This is a genomic window from Myxococcales bacterium (assembly GCA_016716835.1).
Classification (GTDB): Bacteria; Myxococcota_A; Polyangia; order Haliangiales; family Haliangiaceae; genus JADJUW01.
On sequence record JADJUW010000001.1, the window covers coordinates 54,795 to 72,135 of the forward strand.

The 17,341-nt window shown below is 61.4% G+C and carries 17 protein-coding genes, 1 other RNA gene and 1 pseudogene; 2 read left to right on the forward strand and 17 right to left on the reverse strand.

The genetic code is table 11. The features are described from left to right. The first annotated feature begins 4 nt into the window (after positions 1 to 4). Complete coding sequence (locus IPL79_00245) at positions 5 to 787, forward strand: CPBP family intramembrane metalloprotease (GenBank protein MBK9069430.1); 783 nt, start codon at positions 5 to 7, stop codon at positions 785 to 787. Here IPL79_00245 and IPL79_00250 read toward each other — a convergent pair. The 17 genes and pseudogenes from IPL79_00250 to IPL79_00330 form a co-directional block, all read right to left on the reverse strand. Further along, the gene (locus IPL79_00250) at positions 771 to 3,287 is read right to left on the reverse strand and encodes a hypothetical protein (protein ID MBK9069431.1); all 2,517 of its coding nucleotides are present in this window, start codon (positions 3,285 to 3,287) and stop codon (positions 771 to 773) included. The two genes, IPL79_00245 and IPL79_00250, sit on opposite strands and share 17 nt — an antisense overlap. A gap of 337 nt (positions 3,288 to 3,624) precedes the next feature. Further along, entirely contained in the window at positions 3,625 to 3,885 is a 261-nt protein-coding gene (locus IPL79_00255; GenBank protein ID MBK9069432.1) for a hypothetical protein, read from the reverse strand. Between the two features lie 46 nt (positions 3,886 to 3,931). Beyond that, a complete protein-coding gene (locus IPL79_00260) occupies positions 3,932 to 6,211 on the reverse strand; it encodes a hypothetical protein (protein MBK9069433.1) in 2,280 nt (759 codons plus the stop codon). A gap of 307 nt (positions 6,212 to 6,518) precedes the next feature. Then, positions 6,519 to 6,692, reverse strand: a non-coding RNA gene (gene ssrS / locus IPL79_00265) — 6S RNA. Positions 6,693 to 6,816: 124 nt separating this feature from the next. Beyond that, complete coding sequence (locus IPL79_00270; GenBank protein ID MBK9069434.1) at positions 6,817 to 7,428, reverse strand: NADH-quinone oxidoreductase subunit I; 612 nt, start codon at positions 7,426 to 7,428, stop codon at positions 6,817 to 6,819. A gap of 22 nt (positions 7,429 to 7,450) precedes the next feature. Continuing rightward, positions 7,451 to 8,647: an NADH-quinone oxidoreductase subunit H gene (locus IPL79_00275; protein MBK9069435.1), complete on the reverse strand. Its 1,197-nt coding sequence runs from the start codon at positions 8,645 to 8,647 to the stop codon at positions 7,451 to 7,453. Between the two features lie 5 nt (positions 8,648 to 8,652). Next, complete coding sequence (locus IPL79_00280) at positions 8,653 to 10,227, reverse strand: (2Fe-2S)-binding protein (protein ID MBK9069436.1); 1,575 nt, start codon at positions 10,225 to 10,227, stop codon at positions 8,653 to 8,655. Further along, positions 10,224 to 11,465 (reverse strand): NADH-quinone oxidoreductase subunit D, encoded by a 1,242-nt coding sequence (locus IPL79_00285; protein ID MBK9069437.1) that lies wholly within the window; start codon positions 11,463 to 11,465, stop codon positions 10,224 to 10,226. Before IPL79_00285 ends, IPL79_00280 begins: the two co-directional genes overlap by 4 nt. An 11-nt stretch (positions 11,466 to 11,476) precedes the next feature. Beyond that, complete coding sequence (locus tag IPL79_00290; GenBank protein MBK9069438.1) at positions 11,477 to 12,016, reverse strand: NADH-quinone oxidoreductase subunit C; 540 nt, start codon at positions 12,014 to 12,016, stop codon at positions 11,477 to 11,479. 20 nt (positions 12,017 to 12,036) lie between these two features. Beyond that, positions 12,037 to 12,564, reverse strand: a complete 528-nt coding sequence (nuoB, locus tag IPL79_00295) for an NADH-quinone oxidoreductase subunit NuoB (protein MBK9069439.1) — start codon at positions 12,562 to 12,564, stop codon at positions 12,037 to 12,039. Continuing rightward, positions 12,549 to 12,908 carry an NADH-quinone oxidoreductase subunit A gene (locus IPL79_00300; protein MBK9069440.1) on the reverse strand — a complete coding sequence of 120 codons (360 nt, stop codon included), beginning with the start codon at positions 12,906 to 12,908 and terminating at the stop codon, positions 12,549 to 12,551. The genes nuoB and IPL79_00300 overlap by 16 nt, the downstream gene beginning before the upstream one ends. 176 nt (positions 12,909 to 13,084) lie before the next feature. Then, complete coding sequence (locus tag IPL79_00305) at positions 13,085 to 13,600, reverse strand: macro domain-containing protein (protein ID MBK9069441.1); 516 nt, start codon at positions 13,598 to 13,600, stop codon at positions 13,085 to 13,087. A gap of 65 nt (positions 13,601 to 13,665) precedes the next feature. Continuing rightward, positions 13,666 to 14,150: pseudogene (locus tag IPL79_00310) on the reverse strand (CarD family transcriptional regulator). Positions 14,151 to 14,307: 157 nt separating this feature from the next. Next, positions 14,308 to 15,048: a hypothetical protein gene (locus tag IPL79_00315; protein ID MBK9069442.1), complete on the reverse strand. Its 741-nt coding sequence runs from the start codon at positions 15,046 to 15,048 to the stop codon at positions 14,308 to 14,310. 591 nt (positions 15,049 to 15,639) lie between these two features. Next, positions 15,640 to 16,275: a hypothetical protein gene (locus IPL79_00320; protein ID MBK9069443.1), complete on the reverse strand. Its 636-nt coding sequence runs from the start codon at positions 16,273 to 16,275 to the stop codon at positions 15,640 to 15,642. A 261-nt stretch (positions 16,276 to 16,536) separates the two neighbouring features. Beyond that, complete coding sequence (locus IPL79_00325) at positions 16,537 to 16,683, reverse strand: hypothetical protein (protein ID MBK9069444.1); 147 nt, start codon at positions 16,681 to 16,683, stop codon at positions 16,537 to 16,539. Between the two features lie 180 nt (positions 16,684 to 16,863). Beyond that, the gene (locus IPL79_00330; protein ID MBK9069445.1) at positions 16,864 to 17,016 is read right to left on the reverse strand and encodes a hypothetical protein; all 153 of its coding nucleotides are present in this window, start codon (positions 17,014 to 17,016) and stop codon (positions 16,864 to 16,866) included. Between the two features lie 2 nt (positions 17,017 to 17,018). Here IPL79_00330 and IPL79_00335 point away from each other — a divergent pair, with 2 nt between their 5' ends. Continuing rightward, positions 17,019 to 17,318, forward strand: coding sequence for a type II toxin-antitoxin system RelE/ParE family toxin (locus IPL79_00335; GenBank protein ID MBK9069446.1), 300 nt, complete (start codon positions 17,019 to 17,021; stop codon positions 17,316 to 17,318). Positions 17,319 to 17,341 lie beyond the last annotated feature (23 nt).

The window sequence follows — 17,341 nt, forward strand, 5'->3', positions numbered from 1 at the left end:
GCGCATGGCCAGCGCCTCGCTCGTTCGCCGCGGCTACGCCCACGTGGTTGCTGCCTTTGATGCCATCGACGCCGAGCGCGCGCCCCTGCCGGCAAATGGCCCCAGCGAGCGCGTGGTGGTCGCTACCGTGCTCTTGGTCGCAACCCTCGGCATGCTGCTGCAAGAGTACGTCGGCGCGCGGCGGTTTTTTGTGCGCCACTTTTCGTCGTATCAAGACGCGGCTGGCGCGTATTGGGAGCTGTGGCAGTTTTGTTGGTGGGGGCTGTGGCGGGTGGTGGGCTACATCGTGCTGCCGTGCGCCGCTATCTGGTGGGTGTTGCGCCAGCGGGTGCGAGATTTTCACCTTGGCTTAGGCGAATTGCCAAAGCACGCATGGCTCTATGGAATCATGTTGCTCGCGGTGCTGCCGGTGGTGTGGCTGGCCTCGCAGGCGCCCGCGTTTCGCGACACGTACCCGTTTTACTCATTGGCGCACCGCTCGGCGTTTGATTTTATCGCATGGCAGCTCATCTACGGCGCGCAGTTTATCGGCGTCGAGTTTTTCTTTCGCGGCTGGCTGCTGCATGGCCTGCGCCCCATGTTTGGCGCCCACGCCATCTTCATCGCGGTCGTGCCGTATTGCATGATCCATTTTCCCAAGCCGATGCCCGAAGCGATCGGCTCGGTCATCGCGGGGCTCGTGCTCGGCACCATGGCGCTGCGCAGCAAGAGCATTTGGGGTGGCGTCGTGCTCCACATCGCGGTGGCCGTCGCGATGGACGCGTTGGCGATTATGGCTCGCCGGTAGTGGCCGCGGCCTGGTCGAGGCCCATGGCGCCGCGCAGGCGCTGATACAAGCCGCCATCGCTCATTGCCTTTGGCGCCGGGCTGTCGGCCTGCAGCACCGTCATCAGCAGCTGGGCGTGATATGGGTGTTCCATGAAGTAGCGCGCTGAGTCTTCGGCATAGGCCTCAAGGTTTGTGGTGTGTTGCTCCCAAGGCCCTTTTTGATAGGTTCGCTCCATGAAATTGGTGCCCTCGGCGGCGTCGAGATACGCGGTCAGCGCGATCATGGTCTGCATCAAAGGCAGCATCCTCTCGGTGCCATGGCCTAGGCTTTCATGCACGAGCCGCCGCAGGCCAGAGGATTCGGTGTAGCCGCCGGGCATAAAGCCCATCTTGGTGCCGTTCTCGGTCCCGTTTACCTTGCCGATTTTTTGCTTTCCGAAGGCGCCGTTATTCTTCTTTATGGTGTGTGAAAAATAGTCTGATTGCAGCGTCGTCAGCAGCGGCAGCTTTTTAAGCCACTGTTGCCACTGCGCGATCGCAGGGTGCTCGTCGGTTGCATGTTCCATATCCAGCCGCCGTACCGCGACGTTGCCACAGGCATCATAGGCGACGATGAGCTTGTCGTCGGCCCCGCGCTGCACCTTGGAAATTTGCACGCGCGCCTTGGCCGTGAGCACGGGGTCGCCGACCAGCTGTGATGCCTCGTCGATCACTTGGACGTCCGTGGGGCGCGCCAGGTCTTTAAAGTGAACCAGCGGGCGATAGTGGCCCAGGGTTTTATCAAAAAAGTCGCGCAGCGCCCCGATGGAAGCGGGGACTAACTCGCCCCCCGGCCCGCGCGTAAAAAACGCGAGGTCGGCGGGGTGATAGTCATTGAGCTCTTGCTTTGCGATCTTGTTCCAATCAGCGATCGTCTGCGGCGTGTTGATGTAAGCTGATTTGACACCTATGACAAAGGGGAAGTCCTCCGCGCCGGGCACGGTCATCGAGGCCAGCTCAAGCCTCAGCGCGCGGGGCATCTTTGCGATCACCGCCGCCGCATTCGCTCGCACATCGGCCACGATGGCGGCACGTCGTTGTTTCCACTGTTTTGGCGTCTTCACCCCAAGCTCGGCCAAAGCCTGCGCGATGGGATGCGCCGACGTCTCGGCCGATTTGCGCTTTCCTATAAGTTCAAACATGCCGATGAGCATGTCGGCTTGGCTCTGCCCCGACGCGGGCACGGACACAATTCGATAGCTCGTGCCGTTTACGATCGCGACGTCGCCGGTGCCATTAAGGGAGCTGCCCGAACGCTCGGGAGCCGGCTCAAATGACCACGTGCCGTCCTTGAACGTGCGGGCAAACATCTTGGCCTTCGCAAAGGTATGCGCATCGACGATGGTGCGGCCGATGATATAGTCGACATCGCCGTCGCTAGCGCCGACCTGGGTTGCGTGCCACGCGGTGCCGTCTGCATCGATAAATCGATCCTTGCTCTGGCCTTGGTGCCATTTGCCGTCGCGGCGAACCGCGAGCGTGCTCTTGCCGGTTGCGTGATCGGTCAGCACAAGCGCGTCGGCAGATTTGTGTACGAGCTTGCCGCGAACCACGGTGCCGCTGCCAAGCCGGAGCGCGGCCGTCGTTATCTCCACGACCTTGCGGTCGGGCAAGAGGTGAGGCGCGGTGGTTTCGATGAGGTCGACTTCGGAGGTCAGCGGGCTGCCCGCGGAAAAGTCGTCGGGTCCGAACTCGCTCGAGGTTGGCTCGCCGCGCACCATCGTGGCGACGCCGAGGGGAACGCCCACGTGGTCGACCACGAGCTGGCGCGGTGACGCTTGGTCAGCTAGTGACCCTTTAATGACGCCGTAAGTGCCATCGGGCAGCATCATCTCGCGCGGGGTCAAAGCTTGCTTGGGCGGCGGACGCGAGACCTTGCGCTTGGCGAGTTGCAGCACGTCGCCACTGTGCGCGACGAACACGGTTGCCAGTGGGCTGGTCGCTTTGTACTCGACGCCCTTGGCATCGAGCAAGGAAACGGTCGGCTGCGGCAGCGCTTCATTCTTGACGTTCGTGGTCCACGTCAGCTTCGCCAGCCACGCACCGCCCTGGTCTCGGACAAATTCTACATCGCGGGGCGAGCCGCCTTGGGCGAGGTCGGTGCGACGCATGATATGCGTGCCGTCGGGCGCGACGTAGCCCGCGTCGGGCGTTGAAATATCTTGGTCGCGGAAGCGCTCGTGAACGATGCGGCTGCCGCTGATGGTTAGCAGGCGATCGCCCTCGATAAATTGATCGCGGCGCAGCGTTACGTCGTTTGCCGTGGCGTGGGTTGCATCTTGGTGGGTTACCTCGACAAGGCGCCCCGCCTCATCCTGGAGCACATAGGCCTTGCGGGAGGGCTTGCCTAACACCTTGAGCTTGCGCGTGCCGTGCGTCGCCGTGCCGTTCATGCGCAGCTGAAACGTTTCGCCGGTTTGCGTCTGGTAGGCCACGTCGATCGAGCTGCGGTCGATGCCTTTTTTGAGGGCGAGCGCCAATTGCCCATCGCCCTGGCGGGCGGGCGGCCGGCCGGGCTGGCGACCGGGCGTCGCAAACGCAGGTGCGAAATTTACGCGTCGAGTTGCGCGGCCCGGGCCGGACGTCAGGCGCGTGAAGTGGGTCTTGCCGGGATTCGCTCGAACCCGCTGGTGTCGGTTGGCTCCAGCACTCGCCGCGCTGGGCGCAACAACGCCCCAACAGGCGATGGCAATGAGCAGGCTGCGCAGCACGACGGTCGTAACTACAGCAAGGTGTGTGCCAATCCGCCGACCACCGCGCATTGACAGTGGGTAGATTTCGATTGACTGCACCCCGGGAGATCGACGGTAGCCGACGCTAGGGTTCCGCTAGCTTCATGGCGGTGCGCAACAGTTTGTAGAGGCCACCATCGCTAAATGGTTTCGGCGCAGGGGCATCGGCCTGGAGCACGGTCATGAGCAATTGCGCATGGTACGGGTGTTCCTTAAAATAGCTCGCCGAGTCTTCCATATAGGCCTCGAGATTTGTCGTGTGCTGCTCCCATGGACCGGTTTGATAGGTGCGCTCCATGAAGTTGGTGCCTTCCGCCGCGTCTAGGTACGCGCTGAGCGCAATCATGGTTTGCATCAAAGGAAGTAGGCGCTCGGTGCCATGCCCCAGGCTCTCATGCGCCAGGCGCCGCAGGCCAGGTGTACTTATTGTAGCCGCCGGGTATAAAGCCCATCTTGGTTACTTGCGGGCCCTCCCAAACGTGCAAGCCCCACGACCCATTGTTCTTCTTGGCCGAATGCGCAAACGCATCCGATTGAAGCGTCGCGAGCAGCGGCAGCTCGGCCAACCAATCACGCCACTGCGTTGGCGTCGGATGGCCATCTTGCACCGCCTCGGTGTGCAGCGGGCGCGCTTCGACATTGCCGCAGGCGTCGTACGCCACGACGATCTTGTCGGTCTCGCCCAGGCGCAAGGTTGACACCGCCTGTCGTGCCTTAACCATGAGGGCCGCGTCCCATGTTAGCTCGTCGACCGAGGTAACGATTTCCAGGCCCGCGGGACGCGCGAGGTCTGAATAATGTACCAGCGGTTTTTGCTGGCCCAACGTCGCATCAAAATAGGCTCGCAGCTCGCCCAGGCTCGCGGGGCGCAAGGTGCCGCTGGGGGCGACGTGAAAAAATGCGAGATCGGCTGGGTGATAGTCGGCGACGTCGATGCTCTTGGTGGCGCCCCATTGGCTGATGCTGCGCGGCGTGCCTATGACATTCGACTTTACGCCGATTGCAAAGGGAAACTCATCCGCGGTCGGGTTGAGCATTCTGCGGACGGCCTGCATGACGTCGGGGCTAATTTTTGCGACGTCAGGGCCAACGCCTTGGCGCAGTTGCGGCAGGATGCGCGCGCTTTGCGCTGCCCACGTGTTGGGGCCATCAATGCCCATTTGCTGCAGGGCGGTACGGATTGGGCTGGTCGAGCGCGTCGGTGCCTCGCGCTGGCCGACCTGGTTGAACATCGCCTCCAAGTCATCGGCAAGCTTGGCCGCGGTTAACGGCTTGGCGACGATGCGATAAGCCTCGCCGTTGGAGATATACGTCGAGGCGTCGTGATTCGTGGTTTGGACCGAGCCTTCGGGCGCGGGCTCATAAACCCACTGCGTTCCCTTTAGCGACCGGGTGAACATGGCCGTGGTCTTTTTCTTATCTTTCCCCACGATGGCTGTAGCGATGACCTGCGTTGGCGCGCCATCGAGTGCCTTGCCGCCTACGGGGAAGGCCCGCCACGCCATGCCCTTGTCATCGACGAATCTGTCATTGGTCGCGGCTTCATGCCAGTCGCCGTTGTGGCGAATAAGTAGCCTATGGACGGCGCTGCGTGGCCTTTGCAAGACGATGGAGTTCGGCGTGCGTTCAACGACAAGGCCGCTCGCGAGCTTGCCCGAGCCCAGCAGCACGACCGCCGCGGGCACGTTGGCCAATGTGAAATCCGGTAGCTGTATCTGCGTTGTGGTTTCGATGACGTTGTCCTTCCCGATCCCTGTGCCGTCAGCGAAATCTGTGACCGCAAAGGTGCGGGGCGAAAGGCCCGTCTTGGTGTTGGTCGCCATGCTAAATGGCACGCCGAAGCGATTCACCACGAGCAGTTGCTTGCTGCCATCTTTGGCGTCAACCTCCTTGACGGCGCCATAGATGCCGTCTTTAAGCGTGAATTCCTGCCCGTTGAGCGTTGTGTCTGGCGGCGGGCGCGCGATTTTCCCCTTGCGGTACTGCAAGACGTCGCCTTTGCTCACTCCGACGAACACCTCAAACGGCGCCTGCTGGGCGCGATACTCGGTGCCGTCTGCCGCCAGCAGGGACTGGCTTGGCACCTTCAACGCCACGAGGCTGCCATCGGTTTCCCACGTGAGATGCGCGTAATAGACGCCTTGCTCATCTTGGGCAAAGGCAACCTGGCTTGGGGCGGCGGCTTGCGGCCCGGCCCATTTTTGCATGATGTGGGTGCCATCCGGCGCGACAAAGCCCGCATCGGGATACGATAGGATCCCATCGTTGTGCGGGGTATGCCTGATGCGGGTGCCTTCAATCCGCAGCAGCCTATCGCCCTCGATGAATTGATTGGCGGCCAGCTTGAACCGGCGCAGCGTCCCGTGGGTCGCGTTCTTGCGCGTGAAGGCAACCAGCGCCCCTTGCGCATCCCTAAGCACATACTGGGCGTCGGTGGTTTTTCCGATGATCTTATAGGTCTTGTCACCAATCGTCGCTTCGCCATTGAAGCGCATTTCAAGCTCGCCCTTGGCGGTGGCATAGCGCGCGTGCACGGTGGAGCGATCGGTGCCCTTGTCTAGGGCGACGGCTACGTGGGTATCGGCGACGCGTTTCCCACGGGCCGCGCTCGGCGCAGCCTTCGCAACCTGCGATGGCTCCGCAATCGGCGTGGCGTCGTGCGCCGCCCGCAACGGACTAAAGAATGTGCCCCGAGGCGCACGCGGCTTAGCGCCGGGGACCCCAAAGCTACCTTTACTTTTGGGGCCGAGCCGCGCCGCACCGAGGTGAGGACCGCTTATGCGCTGGGATACGTTTGCCTTGCGCTGCGGCCCCTTGACCCCAGCCACGGCGGCGCTAGGGACTAACAGTCCCCCGCATAGCAAGGCCACAAGTAAGCTGCGCAGCACGATGGTGCTAGCTAGAGCAACTCATGTGCCAACCCCCCTCGGGGCTGGAAGGCGCTGGGCCCTTGGGACCGCGACCGCCGCTAAAATTAAAGACTGAACCGTTTGAGCGCCGTGACGTTCATCCCCCTACCTAAGTAGGTGGGCTCCACAATATTTGCTTGGGCTTCCCGACGAGCGGGCTTGCTCTCCCTAAATAGAGGCGGATCCCTGAATGAAAAGAGTGGGGAACTAATTGCTCACTTGTTATCGCTTCACACCGTTCAGTCAAGATTAACGCTAGCGACGATGCAGGATCTCGTCAAGCGAAAATCGTTTGCGGCGCGAAAACTAAATTTGTCAAGATTGCCGCGAAGCGATTGTAGCTGCCGCAGTCACGTCTGTGCGGGCAGTTACGGCTTTTCGCGCCACTCGGCGCCTTCGCCGCCCTGCGTCGCGATGGAGGTGCTACCTCGCGACATCAATTCTTCCTTGTTCATGATCGCCTGGTTGCGCTCATAAACCGGCTTGACATGGACGCCGGTATCCATGCGGATGGCGTCGCACGGGCAGGCCTCGACGCACAGGCCGCAGGCGATGCAGCGCAGCTCGTCGATCTCGAAGATCGCCGGGCGCTTCTCGATGCTGCCATCGGCGGCCTCCTCGGGGACAATCGTGATGCAGTTGGCCGGGCAGGCCGTGGGGCAGCACATACAGGCGACGCAGCGCACGTTGCCGTCGTCGCGCAACATGAGGCGATGCAGGCCACGGAAGCGCTCGGGATACGGAATGGTTTCCTCGGGGTACTGCACCGTCTCGATGTCGCCCTTGTCGCGCGGCAAGAGGAGGTTGCGCGCAAAGTGCTTAAACGTAATGCCGAGGCCCGTCAGCGTCGCCGATAAAAACGACGCGTCGTCGTTGGTCGGGCGCGCCACCAGCACGCTGCGCTGCTTTGGGTTTTTCACCGAGGTCGAGACGACGACCGGGCCGTCGCTAGGTGGAGCTGCGTGATGTCCTGAAGCCATGGGGTCCTCGTTTGCGATCAGCTTAGATAAAAAACAACTTGATCAGTGCCGTCAGCATGACGTTGGCCAGCGCCAACGGCAAGAGCCATTTCCAGCCCAGGTTCATCAGCTGGTCGGCGCGGAAACGCGGCAGGGTCCAGCGAATGAGCAGCTGGAACGAGCACAGCAAGACCACCTTGAGGCCAAACGCCGCAAATTGCAGCAGCGACACCAGCCAGTGGTCCATGGCGAAGAAGGCGCCGCCCGTCGAAATGCCGAGCTCGTTGACGTAGCCGCCAAAGCGGAAACCATCGGGGTCGAGGAAGGGCACCTGGTAGCCGCCAAAGAACACGGTGGTGACCACGGCCGAGACGAAGACGATTTCGATGAACTCGGCGAGATAGAACATGCCAAAGCGCATGCCCGAGTATTCGACGAAGTAGCCGACGATTTCCGATTCGCCCTCGGGGATGTCAAACGGCGCGCGCTTGGTCTCGGCGATCGACGCCGTAAAAAAGAGCACCAGCGCCAACGGCTGCCACAGCCACAGCCAGTTCATGGGATTGCTGGCCGACATGGTGCTGCTGGCGCCGTGCGCCGCGATCCAGCCCGGCTCGAGGCTGCCGACGAGCAAGAACACGCCCATCAGCGACAGGCCCATGGACACTTCGTAGGCCATCATTTGCGATGAGCCGCGCAGGCCGCCAAGGAGCGCCCACTTGTTGTAGCTGGCCCAGCCAGCCAGCGTGGTGCCGTAGTTGGCAAGGGTGAGCACGGCGAAGTAGAACAGCAGGCCAAAGTCGACTTGCAAGATTTGCAGGCGGATGGCGTCGGCAAAGCCGGGCGCGGTAGGGGCGGCGGCGAGCGCGGCAACATCGAGCGGCGCCGTCAGGCTGTGCGGAAAAATCGTCGGGCCAAACGGAATGATGGCAAACGCCACCAGCACCGGGGCGAGCGCGATAATCGGCGCCAAGGTAAACAAGCCCTTGTGGGCGTTGGTTGGCACGACGTCTTCTTTGAATGCCATCTTGATGCCGTCAGCGACAAAGTGAAGAATGCCCTTGAGGCGGATCTTCATGCCGAGCAGCGGCAGCATCGCGCGGTTGGGGCCGAGGCGGTCTTGCATCATCGCGCTCTGGCGACGCTCGGCCCACGTGAGCAGCGAGGCGAGCGGCATGACAAAGCCAAACACCAAGAGCAGCCACTTGGTAATCGGTGAGTTGAGAATGGTTGGTATCATGGGGGTTACCCTCGGCTCCCGGCGAAGCGCAGTTGCAGCGGCCGCACGTCGCGGCCCCATTTAGCGTCGGCAAAGGATGGTGACAGCGCGGCGTAGGCGGTGAAGACTTCCTTGGCGTTTTTATGCCCGAGCTTTGTCCCGACTAATTCGCCGAGTTCGGCGACGCCCTGCCACGCCGGCTTGGCGAGGCCGGGCGCTGAAACGGCGGCGTGAAAGCGCTGCGTCTTGTTTTGCCGATTGGTGACGGTGCCCGACATCTCGGCCCATGCGGCGGCGGGCAGCGCGATGGCGGCGGTGCGCACCGCGCCAACTTCGTGCGAGGCAATCGCGATGAGCGGCGCCTTGGTGGCGCCAAGGTCAAGCGTGGTGCCGAGCGCGACCACGGCTTTGACAGTGCCGGCGGCCAGCGCCGCGCCCAGTTGCGAGGTATCGGTCAGGGTAACATTGAGCGCTGCGGCTAGCGCGGTGACACCGGCGCGGTTGGGGCTGACGTCGGCGTCGCGCAAGATCTTGTCGGCGCGGCCCGGCACGGGCGCGGCGCCGGTGGCAAACACCGGTCCGCCAACAGCGGCGGCCAACTTGAGCAGCGCGAAATTATCTTCGTTGCAATGGTCATACGAGGCGACAAACGCCACCTGTTTGCCATGCGCCTTGATGAGCTCGGCGGCGGCGGCGAGCGCCTTAGGCCACGAGCTCGGCAAGCCATTTTGCAGCGGCGCCGCCAGGCGGTTTTCGCGCAGCGCGTGGTACGTGAGACGGCCCTCGTCGCACATCCAATATTTATTTACCGCCGCATTGTGGCGCGGCACGAGGCGCCACACGCGGTCGTCTTTGGCGTGGATTTCGATGTTGCAGCCCGTCGCGCAGCCGGTGCACACCGATGGCGTCGCGTCGAGCTCCCACGCGCGCATGGTGAAGCGGAAGTCTTTCGACGTCAGCGCGCCAACCGGGCAGACATCCACGGTGTTGAGCGAATAGGGATTGTCGAGCACGGCGCCCGGCGCGCAGCCGAGCTCTTCGTGGTTGCCGCGATGGGCCATCTCGAGTTGGTGCTCGCCGGCGACCTCGTCGCACACGCGAATGCAGCGCGTGCACAAGATGCAGCGCTCGGCGTCGAGGACAATCGTTGGCCCCAAGTCTTTGACCTTGGGCTTGTGTACCTTGGGCACGTCGACGCGCGAGGCTTGGTTATTGTTGTCGACGTAGAGTTTTTGCAGCGTGCACTCGCCGGCTTTATCGCAAATAGGGCAGTCGATCGGATGGTTCACTAAGGTGAACTCGAGCATCTGCCGCCGCGCCTCGGTGGAGGCGGCGTCTTTGGTGTGCACCACCATGCCCTCGCCGCATGTGGTCTGACACGACGGCGCGAGCTTGGGCGACTTCTCGACAGTGACCAGACACTGGCGACAACACGCGGCGATGGAGAGGCCGGGGTGATAACAAAACGCCGAGATATCGACGCCCGTGGTCTTGGCGGCCTCGAGCACGTTGGTGCCCTTGGGCACGGTGACCGAGGTGCCGTCGATGGTGAGGGTGACGGTGTTTGGCGCAGGCGCCGGGGTGGCCGTGTCGGTACTCATTTGTCGCACTCCCCGCCGATCATGTTGATCATGCCAAAGATGGGCACGACGTCGGCGATTTGTTGCCCGACGATGAGCAGCGGCACCGTGGAGAGGTGCACGAAGCTCGGCGAGCGGACGTAGCATTTATACGGACGGCCGGTGCCGTCAGAGACAATGTAGAAACCAAGCTCGCCATTGCCGCCCTCGAGAAAGGTATAGGCTTGCCCTGCGGGCACCTTGATGCCGTCGACGATGTGCTTGAAGTGGCGAATCATCGCCTCGATGGTGTTGTACGCCTCTTGCTTAGGCGGCAAGGCGCAGCGCGGGTCGTCGATCATGACGGGGCCGTCGGGCAGTTGCTTCACGGCCTGGCGCAGGATGCGGACGGATTGGCGAATCTCCTCCATGCGCACCAGGTAGCGGTCGTAGCAATCGCCGGTGGTGCCGAGCGGCACGTCGAATTCGAACTCGGGATAGACCGAGTACGGAAAGTCTTTGCGTACGTCATAGTCGATGCCGCAGGCGCGGCCAATAGGGCCGGTGCAGCCCCAGTCGATGGCCTCTTGCTTAGAGAGCGCGCCAACGCCGGCCATGCGGTCGCGGAAAATCTTGTTCTTGTTGAGCATTTGCTCGCCTTCGGCAAGCGTTTTTTCCATGCGCACCAAGATATCGAGCAGCTTGTCGCAGAAGCCATCTGATAGATCTTTAGATACGCCGCCGACGCGGACGTAGGAATGCGTCAGCCGCGCGCCGGAGAGCTCTTCGAGCAGGCAGTACAGCCACTCGCGACACTTCATGAAATAGAAGAAAATCGTAAACGCGCCGAGCTCCATCGCGCTGGCGCAGACGCAGGTGAGGTGGTCGGTAATGCGCGAGATTTCGCTGACGATGACGCGGATGTATTCGGCGCGGCGTGGCAGCTGGCCGTAAATACCCATGAGTTTCTCAACCGCCATGGCATAGCCACAGTTGTTGATCATCGGCGAAACGTAGTTGAGGCGGTCGGTGTACGGAAAAATCTGGGTGTACGTCGCGTACTCGGCCTCTTTTTCGAAGCAGCGGTGCAGGTAGCCCGGCTGCACATCGGTGGTGACAATTTTTTCGCCATCGAGCTGCAGCACCATGCGCACCGTGCCGTGCATCGCCGGGTGCGACGGGCCCATGTTGATGGTCATTAAGTCTGCGGGCAGGGTCTCGACGACGTCGAAATCGCTGGCGTCTTTGCGCCCGAGTACCAGTGTTTTCAGATCGGCCATGATGCGCGCCTTTACTTATTCTCGAGCGTCTCGGTTTGCAGGTCGGCGCGCCGGATGAGCGGCTGGCGCTTGTCTTTGGGATAGTCTTTGCGCAGCGGAAAGCCGACAAATTCTTCGTAGAGATAGATGCGGCGCAGATCGGGGTGGCCCTCGAACTTGATGCCGTACATGTCGTAGGTCTCGCGCTCTTGCCAGTTGAGCGCCGGCCACACGCTGGCCAGCGAGGCGACGCGTGGGTCGGCCTCGGTAACGCGCACCGCGAGGCGGACGCGATGGCGGTGCGCCAGCGAGCGCAGCTGGTACGAAACCTCGAAGCGTGGATCGACCGGTTCATCGTCGGCGATGCCCGGCACGCGTTGCTCCGAGCGATCGAGGCAGGTGACGAACATCGCCTGGTCAAACGCCATTGCCGGGTCGTCGCGCAGAAACAGCGCGATGTCTTTGAGCGCGTCGCGCTTGATGAGCGCGATTTCGTCGCCAAATTGCGACTCCGTGTGTTCCACCGCATGAGCAAACTTGCTCTTGATGGCATCGATTACTTTTTGCGACATAGGGCCTCTGTGGTTGCAGCCTAGAGCTTGGCAGCCGGCGTCGGCAGCTTGGCGTTGTCCGTCTGCGCCGCTTGCTGCTGGCGATAACTAACTTGGTTGCGGCCGGTGCCCTTTTGCACGCGCTCTTGCAACAAGATGATCGCGTCGAGCACCTGCTCGGGGCGGGGTGGACAACCCGGAATGTAGACATCCACCGGCACCACCTGATCGGCGCCGGGCATGGCGTGATAGTTCTGATAAAAGCCGCCGGTCGACGCGCAGACGCCAAAGGCGATGACCCACTTGGGTTCGGCCATCTGGTCATAGACGCGGCGCAGCGCGGGGCCTTGCTTTTCGGTGATGGTGCCGACAATCATCATGAGGTCGGATTGCCGCGGCGAAAAGCGCGGAAACTCGGCGCCAAAGCGCGCGATGTCGTACTTCGAGCCGACGACCGACATGAATTCCATGCCGCAGCAGGCGGTGACAAACGGGTAGGTGAAGAACGAATTCTTCCGACCCCAGTTCGCGGCGTCTTCCAGCCGCGTGGTTGCTAGTTCGACTCCCATCCCAATGCCTTCTTTCGCCACAGGTAAGCCAGGGCGGCGGTGATAATCGCGACAAACAAAAACATCTCGACAAAGCCGAGCAAGCTGACGCCACCGGCCGCGTTGGTGGACAGCTTGGTGTAGAGCACCGCCCACGGGTACATGAACGCCGCCTCGATGTCGAAGACGAGGAACAAGATCGCGATGTGATAAAATTTGATCGAGAACTGGCCACGCGGCGAACCAATGGGATCCGAGCCGCATTCGAACGTCGCGTTCTTGATCGCGTTAGAGGACTTGGGCCCGATGAGCACCGAGACCGCGGTTAATAAGCCGCAAAACCCGACGGCCAGGAGAATTGCGATGCCTGCTGAGGGAAAAGCCTGTAGTTCCAAAACCTCGCCAGTATAGAGAACGCGGGGTACTGGTCAACCGCGCTGGGGAGCGATTAGCGGTATATTTACAGCTAGATCGGACGCTCGGAGGCGCCGGGGATGAGGTCGTTTTGAGCGCGCCGCAATGGCGCGTTGAGTAACGCGGCCTACGACGTCTGTTGGGCGTTGCGCAGGGCGTCTTCAAACGCTTGGCTGACGTAGAGATCTGTGGTCGCCAAGATGACGTGTTCCGGAAATGGTCGCCGATGGGCGCGAATTTCCTCGACGATTGCGCGCGTGGCTTCCTCCGGCGCGACGTCGCCCAAATCGACGCCGATGGCGGGGATGGCGATGGTCTTGAGCTTATAGGCATCGGCCGCCAGCAGCGCGACGCGCGCGGCGCGACGGACATTCTCCGTGATCACGCGTTGGCCAGGTTCGGCGATGATGGGCGCGTGGATGATGTGTTTGGCGGGAAGATTGCCGCCTTTGGTCACGATGGCGGCACCCACGGCCAGTGGGGCCTTGAGCTGGGCTTGCTGCTCGATGGCGGCACCGGCAGCGCGGCGAATCGCCCCGGAAAGCCCGGTATTCATGATGCAGAGCGAATTGGTCGGGTTAACAATGCCGTCCACCGCGAGGGTGGTGACTTCGGCCCGGTCTAATGAAACTGATACTCCCACGCGGCCGGACTAACACATCGGACGTCCACGTTGCAACTCACCGGTGGGCTAAGGCCCCACTATCCTTACGCAAAGGCTTTTTCGATGTCGCTGACCACCACGGATTCGGGGCATTGGCGGGCGGTGGCCATTTCTTTGACCATGAGCGTGCGCACTTTTTCGAGCAGCTCTTTTCCCCAAATGACAAGGCCTTGGTGCTTTTCAGGCGGTAGAGGTCGCGGAAGACCTCGGCGACGTCAAACAGCGAACCGGTGCGGATTTTTTCTTGGAAACCCCGGCTGCGGCGGTTCCACGTCTGCTTGTCGATGCGGACGTCGGGATCTTTTAGGAGTTCAAAGACTTCCTCAATTTCGTCGGTTGACGCCACGGGGCGCAGGCCCACTTGATCGGCCTTATCGCGCGGCACCATGACCTGTAGATCGCTGCCGAGCACCTTTAAGACGTAGAACGAGCACAGAGTTGCGTTGATCTCTTTTTGCTCAATCCCAATGATTTCGGCCACTCCGCGGCCTGGATACACGGTCTTATCTCCTATGCGATACTCGCTCATCCAGCCTCCACCAACAGTGAGGTACGAGTGTATCAGCTACCGACTACCATTCAATACATTTCTATATAGAGTTATCGAAGGGCCGGTTCTTGTATCAAACGTAATTAACACAACAACTTAGGGCGATTCACCCGGCGGTTTTTGTACGTGGGATCGACTAAGGCAGTGGGTAGACGCCGTTGTCGCTGTAAATGTTTTCAATCTGCCATTGGCCGTTTTCGCGTTCCAGCGCGATTAGAAACCACAAGTCGCCGGCGAAAAACGAAAACTGCGCCCGGTCTTCGCTCACAAGATTGGCCTTGGTGCCGCTGGCCAGCGCCGCGGCGAGGCCGGTTCGGGCGATGCCGAGTTGTTGGGTCAGCTCGACCTGGCGGTCAGAGGTCCAGACGCCGACGAGGGTTTGGACCGCAGAGGTTTCCAGTGCATCGGCCAGCGCCGCAAGCACGGATTCTGGAGTGGCGTAGAATGTTGCGGCGAGCAGCGGCGTTCCTGCGTACCAATAGTTGCCGTGTTTGACGAACTCGGCGCGCTGGACCGCCCCAGTGGGCGACGCAACCGCATCGGTGGTGATAATCGCCGAGCGCGTCAGCACCATGGGGGCCAGGGCCGGCTTGAGATCGGTGGTGAGCGCTTGCAATTGCGCCGTGCGTTCCGCGGACTGCTCGCTCCATCGCTTGGCGAATTCGGCATAAGGCGTGCGTTTTTGCAGCGCGGTCGTGAGCAGGGCATAGGCGGCTTGTGGATCGTTCGTGCGCAGCGCATCGGCGTACAGCGCGACCGCGGCATGCGGCGTGGGTGCATGCGGGCGGTGGCAGGCCGCCAGCGCGCCGGCGGCGAGCAGGGCGGCAACGACAGCAACGAGTAACGCGGCGTCGAAGCCGCGGCGACCACCAAGCATGGCGACATCTTGCTAGGCTGCTGCGAAAAAAGAAAGCCGCCGCGCAGAATTGCGCGACGGCCGTGCCGGCGCCGTCCGTCCGATTCACCGGCGATATAGGTGTATTGCGATGAGCGTGCCAAGGCGGCAGCGGTCGGGTGCGCTGCCGGGAAATGCCAGCGGGGAGGGCCGCCTGCGACGGGATGTGACCACGTGGATACAGGGGCGTGGCGAGCGGGTGGGGCGACGGCGCGACAGGTCGCGCGTGCCATTGACCTGTAAACTTTGAGGCGCCGGGCGCGGCCGCAAATGACCAGCGCCCCGGCGTCGGGGATAGGAAATTTTAGGCGGAAAATGCGGAGGGTGGCGCGGGCCGAGCGGGGCTGGCAAGGTGCCAGATGCCGGGGTGCGGGTGATTTATAGCCTTCCGATCACTGATATTGATCGACGAGGCCGGCGCAGCTTGCGTCGTTGCTGCGTAGCGGTACGAGGTTCATCGCTTGCGTAGCAAATATCTGCAGCTGGTTGGAATTCTTTTGGACACGGTTTACGCCGCTTGGACACCCAAGCGCCAGCAGGAGGCCGGGCACGCCCAAATAGAACAAGCCGCCGCTACTTGCGTTGCCCGAGTTCATCACGCAGCTTGCGCCAAGTCTTGTAAGTTTTGATAAGTAGTGGCAAGAAGACGATGAGCAGCAGATATCGCGGAAGCGCGTAGTCAAACACCAGGTCGTCAATGAGATCCACGAACGCAGCTGCGGCAACCGTCCCAAAGAGCGTGGTGTGCAAAGAAGTAGCTGCTGAGAAGCCTTGGTAGTAGAGCTTTAAGCGCGCCCGGTGTCGGTGGGAGAACTTGAAAAAGAGACACATGCCAGCTGCCATCCCAGCTAGCAGGCCCATGACAATGCCCGCGTAGTAGTCCTCTTGCCAGTCATCGAGCAACACCGCATTGGAAGGTTCTTCCCTGTCTACGAGCAGGCGCAATTGGTCGCCCACGGACACGGGGTGTGATTTGTCGCGATTGGTCTCAATTTCTAGTGCGTGCGGCCTTCCGCCGAGCTTCCATCCGACGTTGATGCGATAGGTGTGAGAACGCTTGTAAGAGTCAACCTTCGCGACGCTCGTCACCGTGGCTGTTGTCATGGCAGAGCCAAGGCGCCAGTTTCGCTCGTCGTTGGTGAGCTGGAATGCTACCGCACTGATGCACGCAAGCATCGCCACGAGTAACCAGAAGTAGACGGGCCTCATGCTTGCACAACGTTCCGAAAATTCGGTTCAGAGGAAGCGTCCATCCTGATTTGCCTGCGAGCCTGGGATCTGCAAGCCTTTACTACTAACCCGGATAGTAGATCGCAATCGTCAGCGATTGAATTGCGGTGTCTGCTTAGGGGATAGGAAATGGGGATAGGAAATTTCAGCCGGAAATTGCGACGGGTGGCAGGGGGCGTGCAGGGCTGGCAGGGGCTGGCAGGGGTGCGAAGATGCCGGCTCACGGGGGATTCAAAGCCTTCAGATCACTAATCGCAGCTCGCCGTCGATCGCCTTCTTGGTTGCCGCCATTTCGACCGCGCTCTGCACCGCATCCTTCCCGATCAGCTCCTTGAGAACGACCGTCGATAGACTCGCGCCGCCGACGTCTAATGGCCCATGGGCCACCACAAGCCGAGGATCGCATCGTCGAGCTGCAATCGCGCGTTCTGGGTTGACGAGGCGGGGTAAAAAAACGGTGACCGACAGGCGGAGTTCAGCTACAATAAAGGTGTGAGTGCAGTATCCGAAATCCGAGCACTAGCGAAGAGCCTCAGCGAAGAGGAGCGACGGGATTTGGCTCGGGAACTACTCGGCGAGGACGCCGATGGGGCTGTCGATCATGCGTGGGCTGCGGCGTGGATTGCCGAGTGTGATCAGCGGCTGCACGATGTCTCCATCCAGCGAGAACCGACGATTGCTGCAAGCGACGTTGTTGCGCGCTTGTTGTCTCGTGTCCAACGATGAAATATCAGGTTACGGTTGCGGCGACGGCAATTCTCGAAGTTGAACTTGCGGCGGATTGGTATTTGAGCCGCGCCCCGATTGTCGCTCAACAGTTCGTGACCTCTTTCGCGCACGTCTTGAACTCGCTTGAAGAATATCCCTTGCGGGGCAATACCTTAGAGGCTGGTTCGCGATATCGACAGGTGCGCATTCCATCATTTCCGTACCTTGCTATTTACACCGTCAACGCTGAAAGCGTCACGGTGCTTGCCGTTGCACACGAGCGTCGGCAGCCGCTGTACTGGCTTGGACGGTAAATGCCACACGATCTGGCCTGTCC

Bases quoted from the DNA above. Each gene is read 5' to 3' on its own strand.
- IPL79_00280 (MBK9069436.1), bottom strand. From the start codon at position 10,227: ATGAGTACCGACACGGCCACCCCGGCGCCTGCGCCAAACACCGTCACC.
- IPL79_00270 (MBK9069434.1), bottom strand. From the start codon at position 7,428: ATGGCTTCAGGACATCACGCAGCTCCACCTAGCGACGGCCCGGTCGTC.
- IPL79_00315 (MBK9069442.1), bottom strand. From the start codon at position 15,048: ATGCTTGGTGGTCGCCGCGGCTTCGACGCCGCGTTACTCGTTGCTGTC.
- IPL79_00285 (MBK9069437.1), bottom strand. From the start codon at position 11,465: ATGGCCGATCTGAAAACACTGGTACTCGGGCGCAAAGACGCCAGCGAT.
- IPL79_00245 (MBK9069430.1), top strand. From the start codon at position 5: ATGGCCAGCGCCTCGCTCGTTCGCCGCGGCTACGCCCACGTGGTTGCT.
- IPL79_00255 (MBK9069432.1), bottom strand. From the start codon at position 3,885: ATGATTGCGCTCAGCGCGTACCTAGACGCGGCGGAAGGCACCAACTTC.
- IPL79_00290 (MBK9069438.1), bottom strand. From the start codon at position 12,016: ATGTCGCAAAAAGTAATCGATGCCATCAAGAGCAAGTTTGCTCATGCG.
- IPL79_00320 (MBK9069443.1), bottom strand. From the start codon at position 16,275: ATGAGGCCCGTCTACTTCTGGTTACTCGTGGCGATGCTTGCGTGCATC.
- IPL79_00335 (MBK9069446.1), top strand. From the start codon at position 17,019: ATGAAATATCAGGTTACGGTTGCGGCGACGGCAATTCTCGAAGTTGAA.
- IPL79_00275 (MBK9069435.1), bottom strand. From the start codon at position 8,647: ATGATACCAACCATTCTCAACTCACCGATTACCAAGTGGCTGCTCTTG.
- nuoB (MBK9069439.1), bottom strand. From the start codon at position 12,564: ATGGGAGTCGAACTAGCAACCACGCGGCTGGAAGACGCCGCGAACTGG.